Source organism: Myxococcales bacterium (assembly GCA_016703425.1).
GTDB lineage: Bacteria > Myxococcota_A > Polyangia > Polyangiales > Polyangiaceae > JADJCA01.
Map to the genome: position 1 here is coordinate 189,329 of JADJCA010000009.1, position 12,096 is coordinate 201,424.

Below are 12,096 nucleotides of genomic sequence, written 5' to 3' on the forward strand. Positions count from 1 at the left end.
GGGCGTGTCAGTCGCCCGGGTTGAAGATGATCGGGTAGACGACGGTGACGATGCCGCCTTCCGGTTGCGGGAACGAGAGATTCCCGAAGCCCCGGACGACACACTGCACCGCCGCTTGGTCCGGCAAGTCAGAGCCTCCGTCTTGGGCCGTCGAGACGGCACCCGAACGGTCGATGACGAACTTCACCGCCACGCGTCCCGCGAGGCTGGGGTTGGTTCGCAGACCGTTCTCGTAGCAGAGACGGAAGCGACCGAAATTCTGGCGAACGATGCGCTGGATAACCTCCGGCGGGAGGCGGCCGTTGACCTGCGTCTGGCCCTGACGAAGGCTTGGCGCCTTGGTCTTGTGCGAGCCGCCGATGCGGCCGTGGCCGTTGCCGAAGCCCTGACCGGTGCCGGTGCCGGCGCCGTGACCGATGGTGCCGATGTTGCCGAGGCCGATGCCTTCGCCGCGACCGCCGCCACCTTCACCCACGCCCGAGAGACCGAGACCGCCGGCGCCGAAGGCGTCGCCGATCGAGTCACCCCACATGTTGCCGCGGGCGCTCATGGGATCGTTGCCAAGCGAGTCTTCGCGTCCCCACGGCGCCGTCGGCGCGTTCGGGTCGGCGCCGCCGCCAACGTTGAGCAGACCGATCATGCCGAACTCGGCAGCCTCTTTGAGGGCTGCCTGACGCGCGAGGTGCGGGTCCGGGTTGTCTTGGGGACCCTGGACGCCGTAGCGCTTGCCAGTGTCCTTCGTGTTGGGGTTACCCATGGACCCCTCTTCACCCTTCGCACGCGTGCCGGTGCCGCCTTCCTTGTTGTCGGCGTTGGCGTCGGGCTGCTGCTCCGTCTCGCGCTGCTCTTGCTCCCGCTCAGCGGCCGCATCGAGCAGCGCCTTCATGCGAAGCATCTGATCGCGATCGATGGCTTCGCTGTCGTCAGCGCCCATCGCGGGCATGAAGAAGGCGAGCGTCGCCACGATGCCCATGTGGATGAGGAACGATAGGCCCGTGAACATGTACGCGGCCGTCTCGTTCTGGGCGAACATGCCCGTCGGCACCTTCTTGCCGGCGTTCACCGCCGAGACCTGGAACGTAAGCCCGCCCTCGAGCTCCATGCGCGCCTTCGCGCCAGCGGGAAGCTCGAACTCGTAGGCGCCGCTCAGCTCCGATGACGGACGCGCGCGGCCCGCCTGCACGAGATCGTGGAGCGTGATCTTGCCCTGGCCGGGAATGTCGACGGTCCCGGTGGTTCGCGGGAGCACGATGAGGGCCGCGCTGCCGCCGCGAGCGACGACGATAGGCGCTCGTGTCGTGCCGAGCGTCTCGCTCGGAACGAAGAAGTCGCAGGAGGCCTCCTTGGTGCCGGCTTCCTCACCGACGTAATACGAGCGCGGCGGGGTCAGGTGTTCGACGTGCAGGACGTTGGTGTCCCACATGATCATGACTTCGACGGTGCTGAGGTGCGAGACCTCTACCTCGTCGGGGCTCACCTCCGGACCGCTCTTCACGATCTGGTACGTGTAGCTGCCCGGGGGCGCGTTGGGATCGACGTCCACCAACTGCGCGCCGTACGCCGGCTGCGGAGCGGCTTGCGCCACGAAGGGGTTCGGCGCTGCAAACGGATTGGCTGGCGCGGCGAACGGGTTCGCAGGAGGCGCAGACGCTCCCCCCCCAAACGGGTTCGGCGGGGGCGCGGCGGCCGCGGCCGGTGCGAAGGGGTTCGCGCCGGGGACCGTCGCCGCAGCGGGGCGACCCGACCCTGCTGCCGGCGGAACCGGCGCAGCACCGACGGCGGTAGGCTCGTCGTTCGCATAGTTGGGAACTGCGGGAGCGGGCGCCGGCGGAGGAGCCGGCGGTGCCGCGGCGACTCCAGCCCCGGCGATTTCGGCGTTCTCCAGTTGGATCAGCGTGCCGCCGATCTGAACCTGGTCACCAGGACGGATCTTGCACTTGTTGACCCGCTGACCGTTCACCAGCGTACCCGGCTCATAGCCAAGGTCGATCAGCGTGATGTCCGACGGCGAGGCCACTTCGATGACCGCGTGCATGCGCGAGGCGAGCTCGTCGTCCACTCGGAGGTGACTCCGAGGGTCCTTGCCGACCTTCACGATGTCTTGCGCGATCGTCTCGCGACGAACGAGCTGGTCGCCCTGGTAAAGAGCGAACGTTAGCGCGACCTTGGCCTTGCCCTGGCTTTCCATCGTCGTCCTTCTTCGCCGCGGAGCGGCGTCCATCCCTTACGTGAGCTCGGCCACAACGCGACCGAGCAGAAAAACAAGCTCAGAGGTTTTCGACGGACTTCAGCATCTCAGGCACGAAGGAGGTTCGCGGACGGATCAGCGTGGTCCGAACCGGTCCGGGCCGCACACGAATCGTGGCGTCTTGGGGACCGAAACCACCTGCGCTGAGGGGATCGTCAGAGAACTCGTATCCGTAGCCTTCCTTGCTGTCACCACCGCCGGCAGCGGGCTTCGCGCCCGCCTTTTCTTGCGCGAACGCAGAGCCGGAAACCGTCAGAGAGAGCAGAATCGCAAAAACGACCTTCTTCATGGTCACCTCAGCCCGCCTCGAGATCCAATAATGGGTCAAGTCGCGGGGTTACAGTGTCAGTGTATCTGGTGCGGGTCAACCAGGTCAAACCGCTCCGCGTCGAAATTCTGCGTCTCCGAGAGTCAAACTTCCATCAACATCGGATGTGACAAGGCCCGGCGGAAGAGGTTCCCGCCGGGTCCTGAAAATCGTCGATGGGGGGAGGCCGACCCCGAAGGCGCCATCAGAGCTTCAAGAACTCGATGGTGTCCTTGATGTCCTGCATCCGCTCCTTAGCGCGCTTGGCCGCGCCCTCGTATTCGGCCTTCCCGGCAGCCTTCTCGACGAACTGCTGGAAGATGCCGGAGGCTTGCTCGAGGACCTGAATGGTCTTCGCTTTGTCGGCGCCCGACTTGGCCTTGTATTCCTGGGTGAGGATGCCTTCGTTGTAGACGGCGTCGGGGCGATTGGCGTCGAGCTTCTTCGCCTGGTCGAGCTCGCCCTGAACCGCGGCCACCTGCTGGTCGTAGTTCGAGTCCGTGATTTGGCCACGAAGCGCGAGCGCCAGGCCGAGGTGCGCGTCGTAGTCGTTGGGCCGCATCTCGAGCGCCTTCTTGTAGGCGCGCTCCGCCTGCTCGAAGCCGCGGAACGAGAGGTTGACGGCCGCGAGGTTCATCTGCGCTTCGAAGAACTTCGGGTTCAACTTGGCGGCGTTGGCGAACGACGACACAGCTCCGTTGACCTGACCGAGCTCGTTTTGGATGAGGCCCGCGGTGTTGTAGATCGGCGCGTATCCGGCGTTCTTGCGGATGGCTTGCGAGCACACGAGCGCCGCAAGCTCCAGCTGCTGCACGTCGGCGCGCTTTCCGAGCGCCGCGTTCGTCGCGATGGAGCGACCGCGCGAGCCCTTGCCGGAGACCTTGACGGCGCCGGCGCGCTTCTTCGCTTGCTGAAAGTAGTAGAGCGCGAGCTGGTTGAACGCCGGCATGTACGCGTCGTCGATGGCGAGCGCTCGTTGCAGGTTGCGCTTCGCGCAGTCCATGTCGTCTTTGCAGCCTTCGCCCGGCGTCGCCGAGTCGCGCTGCATCTGGAACATGGCCAAGTTGACGAGCGCCGGGACGTTCTGGAACTGCGCGTCGAGGACCGTCTGCTGAAGCGCCGAGATGGCCGAGTCTTCGTTCGAGTCGGCCTTGTACTGGTAGAGCGCGAGCTGCGCGCGAGCGTGGTGGAACTTCGGATCTTGGCCGAGCGCTTCCTGGAACTTCGCGCGCGCGTCCTTCTCGTTGCCGCAGCGCTGGAACGATAGACCTTGGTTGAAGACGGCTTCGGGGAACTTGCCGCCCTTCTGCTCCGACGCCGCCGCCTGGAACTTGCTCGCGACTTCGGCGCAAACGGGATCGGTCCAGTCGTTCGCCTTGTCGTGCGCGACGAAGGCCTCGAGCGCCGCATCGAACTTGTCTTGCGCTGCAGGAGCAACAGCTTGACCAGCGGTGCTCGGGCCGCCCTTGCCGGCGGGACTGTCGGGGCCTTTGCCTTCGCCGCCACCGCCGCCGCAGCCGGCGGCGATGAGCAACGAAGCGAGGGCCGTGAGGAGGCGGTTCGGGAGTGCGTTGTGCGTCATGGTCCTTACTCCTCTGCTCACTTCTTTTTCCCGGGAAGACCGCCGCCCTTGCCGCCGCCCTTGGGCTTCGGCGGGGGAGCAGCGGCGGGTTTGGCGGCGGCCGGTTTCCCAGCGGCGGGCTTCGGGTCCTTCTCGTCGGAGCTCGCGGAGCCAGCCTTTTCGGTGGGCTTCGCGTTCTCGTCGCGACCGTGGAAGAGCTGACCGCCGAGGTTCAGCGGCGGCGACCGGTCGTCGAGACCGCTGTTGGAGAGCGTCGGAGCGCTGCGGATCTCGTCGACGACTTTGTATTCGGACTTGTAGTTCTTCGCGAGCCACACCTCGCAATCGCGCGAAAAGCCGTCGAAGTACTGGTACTTGACCGAGTAGGAGAGGCAGGTCACGAGCGCCGGCTTCGCGCGCTGCACCTTGATGGGCTCGCTCGCTTGGTCGAGGTTCGAGAAGTACGTGTTGCGGATCTCGTCGTCCTTCTTCCAGGCCTCGGGGATCGGTGCGGCGCGGAACTCGTCAACGAATCCGCCCCACATGAGACCGACGCGTGAACCGGCCGCGATGACCCACTTCGGCGGCGGCTCGGGCTGAAGCTCGACGATCTTCTTGTAGTCGGCTTCGACCTTCTCGATGGCCGGGCGCTTCTTCTCGAGCCACGCCTTGACCTTGGTTTGAACGTGCTTGAGGACGTCGTCCTTGGTACCCGCCCCCTTGTACGCGGGGAACTTGATCGTCTCGACGTCGGCCTTTCGCTTCTCTTCCGCAGCGAAGAAGATGGCTTCGCCGACTGCGTTGAGGGCCTTGCCGAGGCGGCGTTGCTTCGCGCCTTCGTCCTCGCCGGGGTACGCCTCGGCGATCTTCTTCACGGCACCGGCCGGGTCGGTCCAAAGGGCGCGGACCTTCGCGTATTCGGCGCCAGCGGCCCCTTGCTGGCCCTTGATGTTGGACAGCGAGTGACCAAGCGTGGCGTGCGCCTGCACCTGGATGTCCGGCGCCGCCTTGCTGATGACGCCCATGGCGCCTTGCAGCGTGGTCTTCGCCTTCTCCCACTGCTCCTTTTCCGCGTAGTGGGCGCCGATGGCGAACGAGATCGCCGCGGTCTGCGCGGGCTTTGTGCCGCCGTAGTTGCGACGGAACGTCCCCTCGTCCTCAATGGCCTTCTGCTCGTCGCCGAGGCCGAGGCGTAGGATGACCGCGTCGCTCAGCGCTTGGTCGGCCTTGTCCCCCTTCGGGAACTCCTTGGCGTACTTCTCGTACCACTCAGCCGCCTGGTCATAGACGGCGATGGCTTGGTAGTTACCGCCAATCTCGTACATCGCCTTGCGAGCGAGATCGCTCTTCTCCATCTTGTTCTGCGGGTTCAGCAGAATCATGCGGGCCGCGATGGCTTTGGCGATGAGGCGGCCGGCTTGGAACGCGCGGGCCGCGTTGTACACGAGCTCGTCGCACTTCTCGGCGGTCGGCGGCTTGCCCTCACGCACCGGCGCTTCGCAATTGTTGCGATAGAGCTCGAGATAGAGGCCGCCGGCCTTTTCGTAGTCCTGCAGCGCCGACGCGCCGCCCTTGTCGGCCTTCTCGACGAGCTTCTGCGCCTGAAGGCGCCGAATGTCCGCCTGAATGCGCTTCATGATGACGCACTGCTCTTGGTTCTTCGTCGCCTTCTCGCCCTGGCAATAGAGCTCGATGAACTTGGGCACGTCGCCGGCCATGTCGTCGTAGCACTGCGGCCGCGGCGGGTTCATGTTCGACCCGAGGACGTTGATGCTCTCGAGGTAGAGCTGCGCCGCGTAGATACCAACGTCGCGATCGGCGTGGTTCATCGCGATCTCTTTGAACGCGAGGCCCGCCTCATCCCACCGTTGCGCTTCGAAGTAGGTGCGCGCACGCGCGTACTTGACCTCGACGAGCTGTTCCTGGCCTTGGTTGTCGCTGGCCGGGGGCTTGATGTAGCAAATGTACCGGTTGAAGGCCGTCACCATGCCCTTTTGGGACGCGGTGAGCTGCTTCGGTTGGAGCTTGGCGTTCTCTTCCGCCTTCTTCTGGTCCTCGGTCTTCTTGCCCTGGCCGGGCAGATTCCCCATGCCCTTCTTGTCTTCGCCGCCCTTGTGGGTCGCGTCGTAGATGTTTTGGTAGCAGAGCACCGACGCGAAGGCCGCCTCGGCGGCTTCCGACGAGTTGGGATCTTCCTCGACGACGGAGTCGAACGCAGGACCACACTCCGCCCACTTCTGCTGGAAGTAGAGGAGGTCGGCCATGGCGTACTTGACCTTGTAGATCGTCGGCCAGTCTTCCTTGACGATGCGCGGGAACTGGAACGACGCGAAGGTCTTGGCGTCCCAGGTGTCGACGATCTTCTTGTACGTGTACGCCGCAAGCGTCATCGTCTTCTGGTCGCCGGTGCCGCGTTGCCCTTGCGAGCCAACGGCTTCGAGGTGCCAGGCCATGCCCGTTTCGGCGAGGAGCGCGGCCGTCTTGTTGGCGCACTCTTGCTTCGCATCAGCCGGGTGACCGCTGCTCTTGAACTCGTTGTAGTTCTTGACCTGCGCGTCGAGCTCACCGCGGATGACGTCCTTGTTGGAGGACTTGAGCGCCATCGTCGCTTCGGTGATGTGAGCCTGGTACGAGCACATCCGCGCGCTGCCGCGGTCGCGCGTCATGAGGTCTTTGTAGAGCTCGATGGCCTCGGGATAGTGACCGGTGTCGAGATAGTTCATCCCGAGCTGGTCCATCATGTTGAAGGTTTTCTCGTTCGAGCCGCCGGCGTCGCCTGAGATGCCCTTGAAGAAGTTGTAGGCGGCGCGGGGATCGCCCTTGAGCGCGTAGACCGGGATCGTATCTTTGCGCGCCGCATCGGCCAGCTTCGAGGCGCCCGGCTGATCCTTGTAGCCGTTGCCCCACTCGATGACCTTCTTGAACGCGTTGAGCGACTTGTCGAACTCGCCCTTGTTCCAGAAGACGTAACCGATCTTGTACCAAGCGTAGCCGAAGACCTTGTTCTTCTCGGGCGGGAACTTGAGCACCTCGGTGTAGGCCTGCTGAGCGAGGTCCCACTTCGACGGATCGCCCTGAGCCTCGTTGAAGAAGAGCTCACCGAAGGCGAGGTAAGCGTTCGGGATGTACTTCGAGTCGGGGCGCTTGTTGATGAGCTCGAGGTAGACCTTACGCGCGTTGGCGTTGTCGTTCTGCTGCTCGTACTCGTAGGCGAGGTAGTAGAGGACCTTGTCGAGGGCGCGGTAGTTCGGGTACTCGTTCTTGATGACCGAGTAGTAGAACTGGACCTTGGTGCGCGCGCTGTTGAGGATCGCGTTGGCCTGGTTCGCCGTCGCTTGTTGCTTGCCGGCTTCTGCCGGGTTCGACTTCTTGAGGCTGTCGCGCTTGATCTCCGCTTCGATCTTCTCGCGGTTGGCGGCGCCTACGAGCTCGACGTAGGTCTCGGCGAGGCGCCGGGCGATGTCGGGGCGGTCGGCGGCGTTCTTCGCCGTCGTCTTGAAGAGGTTCTCGAGACCTTGGATCTCGGTCACGAGAAGGGCGCGCTGCCGCTGCTTGAGCTTGCTGGCACGCTCGTCGCGCTGAGCCGCCGTCATCTGCTCGGAGGGGCTCGGCGGCTTCTTGACCTGATCGCGCTTCTTGAGGTCCTGCGGCGGCGGCGCCGTGCGGAAGGTCACGTCGGGTTTCTTGCCGTGCTTGCCGACGTCGAAAGACCCGGCGGTCTTGTTGGGGCACGTCGAGAGCTCCTTCTCGGCGGAGGCCGCGATGCAGACCTCGGCGGCGCGAGCCGACGAGGCAACCCCAACGAGGGAGACGGAAAGGGCGAAGGCAAAGAGTCTGTCGGTCATATTGCGGTTCATCGTTACCTTCCGCACTTCGAGGTGATGGTCTGACGGTAGAAGCCGAGTTCGTCACGCCAGTATTCGCCGTCGAAGGGCCACACAACGTGCTCTTCGTCGGGACGGACGATGTTGGCCTTGGACTCGGCCTGCGTGACCTGACCGCCAGCGATGGCGACGTCGAGCTGGTTACGCTCGGCCGACGTGATGTCGATAAGGATCTTCGCCGCGTCGCGGAGGTGCTCGTTCAACTCGTCGAGGTTTCGCTGGTAGCGGTCGCGCGCGAGCTGACCGGCGTTCCGAACAGCGAGGTCGCGGGCGAGCTGAAGCGAGTCCTTGACGTCGGCCCCGAGGGCCGAACCTTGGAACGACTGCGACTTCGTCTTGAAGCGCCCCCCCTCATCGTCGAGCACCTTCACGTACTCGATGTTGCGGAGCAGTTGGCGGTCGGAGAGCGCGGCCTTGACGATGGGAGCGATGTTGCTCTTGAGGTCCGCCTTGCCGTCTTGCACCTGCTTCAGAAACTTGAAGAAGGCTTCTTCTTGGTTGTCGCCCTTGAAACGGCTGAGAACCTTGTTCAGCTCGTCGTAGATGGGCTGATACTTCTGCTGGAAGGTCGCGACGATGGTGCGCGCGTCCTCGTATTGGCAGTTGAAGAAGTAAATGACGGCGCGGAGGATCTGCGCCTCGGGGAAGTACGAGTTCGGGAAGTAGGGCGCCTCGATGGTGTGGATGTTCCCGAGCGCGCGGGGGTAGTCGCCGGCCATGAAGTAGGCCCAAGACTCCTCGAAGAGCGCCGGGAGCCAGTACTCGCTCGCGACGTCGACCTTGTTCCAGTACTTCGCCGCGGCGCTGATCTTCTGCTCGTCGGGCTTCGGCTGGTTGTTCTCGTCGAGCTTGATGGACGCCGAGTAGTACGTGCGCGCCATCGACAAGAACGCGAGGTCGCGCATGCGGGCTTCGTCTTCAACGCCCTCGACACCTTCGTCGATGGCGCCGACGATGCGCTGGAACGCTTGAACAGCCGGCACTGACTTGCGGAGCTGGACGTTCGAGATGCCGACGAAGAACTGCGACTGCACGTAGTACTTCGACTGGCGATCGACCTTGGCGAAGAGCCGGAGGCCGTCTTCGTACTGACGGTTGCGGTACTTGTATCGACCGAGCAGGTAGTTGAGCTGCCAGTAGAGATCGCGCTGGTTGGAGTTGTTGAACTTAGCGATCTGCTCGTCGTTGTATCGACCGACGCGCTCGACGATGTCGGCGGGCTCAGGAAGGTCGGTGGCGAGCTTCGCGAGCCACAGGAGCGTCTCGTTGAACTTCAGGTGGTTCGGCTTCTCGGCAATTTCGCTGAAGATGCCGTACGCCGCCTGGTAGAACTTCAGGTTGTAGAGGGACTTCGCGAGGTTGAACTGGGCAATCTGTTTGTTGCCCTCGTCGTCGCCGGTCTCGCCCTTGCGAACGCGGTCGAGGGCGAGCGCGGCTTCTTGCCACTTCTCGCCGTCGAAGAGGCGCTTCGCTTGCGCGGCCTGTTCGGTCATCTGGCCGGCCTGTGGCGGCGGGCTGTGGTCGACGGCCTTGCCGCCGGCCGCGGACGTGGGCGTGTCATCGAGCTCGACGTCTGCCGCTTTCGGCTGCGTCGTCGGTGGCTTCTTCCCACCACCGCGGCGTTGTGCCTCGGCGAGGTTCGGGACCAACACCGTGAAGGCCGACGCCAATACGAACATGCGCGCCACGGATTTCCGCATCGTGAACTCCTCGGGACCAAGCCCGATGACAGAAGGCTGATGAACTGCTGCTCAGAGACAGGCCGAGCGCCGCAGGAACGGCGTCAACCAAGCGAAGAACCAAGAGGGGCGGACCGCAGCGAAGGGCGAGGCTACTCCCCCGAAAGACCGAGTCGATGGCCACTTCGCCGTGTAGGCGAGAAGGCCCTGAAGAAAAATCTCAACGATTTCAGCGAATAATGGACGAAAAGCGCGGCGATGCTAAGTGCCGCCTTTCGACTTTGTCAATGGAGAACCGCGTCCCAGGTGCGCCTTTGGCCCGTGAACCTTCGGAGACGCTCATAAGGTCGCCCAGCCATCGAGGTCGCTTGACGGAAGCAAACGCGCTCGTCTAGTTTGTGATTTCTGGTGGGGCTCTCGCCCTGCCCTTGCTAGCGATGACGGTCGGCGCCTTCGTCGGCCATTCGCCAGCATGGTCCCCGAAGCCGCACTGGTTCAAGGAGAGCTCTTCACGATGATCGGTCCCCTTTTCGCTCGAGGGCTCGTGGGTGTGGCGGCCGCAGCGGCGGTCGTGGTTGGCGCGGGCACCGGGTGCAAGCAAACCGGCGTCGGCGATCCCTGCGTTCCCGAGCAGGAGTACGACCCGACCTTCAGCGGCTTCGTCGTCGACCAAGTCAACGTCGAGTCCAAGAGCTACCAGTGCGAGACACGCCTCTGCCTCGTGAATCACTTCCAGGGTCGCGTCTCCTGCCCCTACGGCCAGGACAAAGAGGGCCAGCCGCCGGGTGGCGCCAAGGCGTGCGTGATTCCCGGCACCGCGGAGGCCATCAGCGGCCCGCCCGATGACACCAAGAACGGCAAGGCGGTCCCGCCGCAATGCGCTGGCCGCACGTCGGAGCAGGCTGTCTATTGCTCATGCCGCTGCGCCAACATCGACGGCCGCACCGATGACGGTGCCAACTACTGCCAGTGCCCCGACGGCTTCGCGTGCGAGCAGCTCGTGACCTCCATCGGCGCCGGCGACACGGGCCTCACGGGCGCCTATTGCATCAAGGCGAACACGAAATACGACCGCAACAAGACCGGCTGCGATCAGACGTGCGACCCGGCCACGAAGAAGTGCAACTGAGGCGCTAGGCGCGCGGCACCTCCGGCACCGAGTGATCGCGCCGGGCTTCAACCGGTGAAGGCGCCCTCGACGTATTCGATACGGGGCGGTGAGGTCCGGAGATCCACCGACGCCGCGTCGATGCGGTAGCGACGAACGTCGCGCATGTTGCGAATGCGCAGCCGCCACAGCCGCTCGGCGGCCTGGACTACCCGCATGCGCTTTCGGGACGCGAGGCTGGCTAAGGGTCGCTCGAAGGCCCCGAGGCCACGGGCGCGGACTTCTACGACCACGACGAGGTCCTGGCACCTCGCCACGATGTCGATCTCAAGGTGCCCTAGCCGCACGTTGCGCCCGAGGATGAGAAACCCGCGGTCTTCTAGCCAGGCGGCGACCAGGTCTTCGGCGTTCCGTCCCAGCTCGTGGCGCGCGTTGCTCATGCCCTCTCATCGGCAGCGCGCCCGAGAGAGTTGCGTCAGACGTCGAGGGCGGCCTTCATTTCGTCGCGGACAGAGGCAATCTTCGAGAGCGACGTATCGCCCACGCCCGCGCGTCGGGCTTCCTCGAGCGCAGCTTCGAGGGTGGCGACTTCCTTCGCCTGTCGCGCCTTCAGCTTCTCCACCATCTGCTCGAAAGTCTCAAAGAACTCCTGCAGCTCGTCACCCTTTCGAAGGCGACCGGCGCGAAAGTTGAGCTTCCCGTCGCCCACCTGCCGGAGGAGCATCTTCATCTTGTAGATGGGACCGGCGATCTTGTGGGTGATGTAGATGCCCATGATGCCGATGATGAAGCACATGAGGAGCAAGCCACCGACGAGCGACTGAAGCATCGTGCGCTGCTTGCTGATCAGCGACTGCTGTTGCTGGACGATCTTCATCTCGGACGCGCCGGACTCGTCGTTGAACGACTTCGCAAGCTCGGGGTTGTCCTTGTACATCGGGTCGTCCTTGATGTTCATCCGGACGATTTCCGAGACCTTCCGCGACTCGTCGACGACCTTCTGGCTCTGAGCCACGACCTCGCGGCTCGTGCTGTAGAGGAAGGCGCCGAGGAGCGCGCTCACGACGAGCGCTACACCGACCAAAAAGCCGGAGTACTTGAGCTGAAACCGAGCATCGAGAAGGTAGTTCTTGATGCTCCGCTGGTGGCGACCGCCCTGCTGAGCGGGCGCGGGCGGTGCGGCGGTGGAGGTCGTCATGGGGTGGGGGCCTCCCGTCGGGCTCGTGATGCGAACATCAGCTGTTCTCCGGAGCAAGCATCAATAATTCCGGTGACGCCGGGGCTCCGGCCTGACCGTGAAGGATACGAC

8 protein-coding genes are annotated in these 12,096 nt (G+C 64.3%); 1 reads left to right on the top strand and 7 read right to left on the bottom strand.

Annotation, left to right across the window (positions count from 1 at the left end; all coding sequences use genetic code 11):
• Positions 1-7 precede the first annotated feature (7 nt).
• From IPG50_18485 to IPG50_18505, 5 genes are all read right to left on the bottom strand, one after another.
• The gene (locus tag IPG50_18485) at positions 8-2,188 is read right to left on the bottom strand and encodes an AgmX/PglI C-terminal domain-containing protein (protein MBK6694171.1); all 2,181 of its coding nucleotides are present in this window, start codon (positions 2,186-2,188) and stop codon (positions 8-10) included.
• Between the two features lie 79 nt (positions 2,189-2,267).
• Positions 2,268-2,537 carry a hypothetical protein gene (locus IPG50_18490; protein ID MBK6694172.1) on the bottom strand — a complete coding sequence of 90 codons (270 nt, stop codon included), beginning with the start codon at positions 2,535-2,537 and terminating at the stop codon, positions 2,268-2,270.
• Positions 2,538-2,760: 223 nt separating this feature from the next.
• Positions 2,761-4,137, bottom strand: coding sequence for a hypothetical protein (locus IPG50_18495; protein ID MBK6694173.1), 1,377 nt, complete (start codon positions 4,135-4,137; stop codon positions 2,761-2,763).
• A 17-nt stretch (positions 4,138-4,154) separates the two neighbouring features.
• Positions 4,155-7,973 carry a tetratricopeptide repeat protein gene (locus tag IPG50_18500; protein ID MBK6694174.1) on the bottom strand — a complete coding sequence of 1,273 codons (3,819 nt, stop codon included), beginning with the start codon at positions 7,971-7,973 and terminating at the stop codon, positions 4,155-4,157.
• A 2-nt stretch (positions 7,974-7,975) separates the two neighbouring features.
• Entirely contained in the window at positions 7,976-9,700 is a 1,725-nt protein-coding gene (locus tag IPG50_18505) for a hypothetical protein (protein ID MBK6694175.1), read from the bottom strand.
• A 493-nt stretch (positions 9,701-10,193) separates the two neighbouring features.
• On the opposite strand from IPG50_18505, the gene IPG50_18510 reads away from it, so the two are divergent.
• The gene (locus tag IPG50_18510) at positions 10,194-10,808 is read left to right on the top strand and encodes a hypothetical protein (protein MBK6694176.1); all 615 of its coding nucleotides are present in this window, start codon (positions 10,194-10,196) and stop codon (positions 10,806-10,808) included.
• Positions 10,809-10,855: 47 nt separating this feature from the next.
• On the opposite strand, the gene IPG50_18515 is transcribed toward IPG50_18510, so the two are convergent.
• Positions 10,856-11,227 carry a YraN family protein gene (locus IPG50_18515; protein ID MBK6694177.1) on the bottom strand — a complete coding sequence of 124 codons (372 nt, stop codon included), beginning with the start codon at positions 11,225-11,227 and terminating at the stop codon, positions 10,856-10,858.
• 35 nt (positions 11,228-11,262) lie between these two features.
• Positions 11,263-11,985 (bottom strand): HAMP domain-containing protein, encoded by a 723-nt coding sequence (locus tag IPG50_18520; protein ID MBK6694178.1) that lies wholly within the window; start codon positions 11,983-11,985, stop codon positions 11,263-11,265.
• Positions 11,986-12,096 lie beyond the last annotated feature (111 nt).

Coding starts and splice junctions, on each gene's coding strand:
- IPG50_18485 (MBK6694171.1), bottom strand. CDS start 2,188: ATGGAAAGCCAGGGCAAGGCCAAGGTCGCGCTAACGTTCGCTCTTTAC.
- IPG50_18490 (MBK6694172.1), bottom strand. CDS start 2,537: ATGAAGAAGGTCGTTTTTGCGATTCTGCTCTCTCTGACGGTTTCCGGC.
- IPG50_18495 (MBK6694173.1), bottom strand. CDS start 4,137: ATGACGCACAACGCACTCCCGAACCGCCTCCTCACGGCCCTCGCTTCG.
- IPG50_18500 (MBK6694174.1), bottom strand. CDS start 7,973: ATGAACCGCAATATGACCGACAGACTCTTTGCCTTCGCCCTTTCCGTC.
- IPG50_18505 (MBK6694175.1), bottom strand. CDS start 9,700: ATGCGGAAATCCGTGGCGCGCATGTTCGTATTGGCGTCGGCCTTCACG.
- IPG50_18510 (MBK6694176.1), top strand. CDS start 10,194: ATGATCGGTCCCCTTTTCGCTCGAGGGCTCGTGGGTGTGGCGGCCGCA.
- IPG50_18515 (MBK6694177.1), bottom strand. CDS start 11,227: ATGAGCAACGCGCGCCACGAGCTGGGACGGAACGCCGAAGACCTGGTC.
- IPG50_18520 (MBK6694178.1), bottom strand. CDS start 11,985: ATGACGACCTCCACCGCCGCACCGCCCGCGCCCGCTCAGCAGGGCGGT.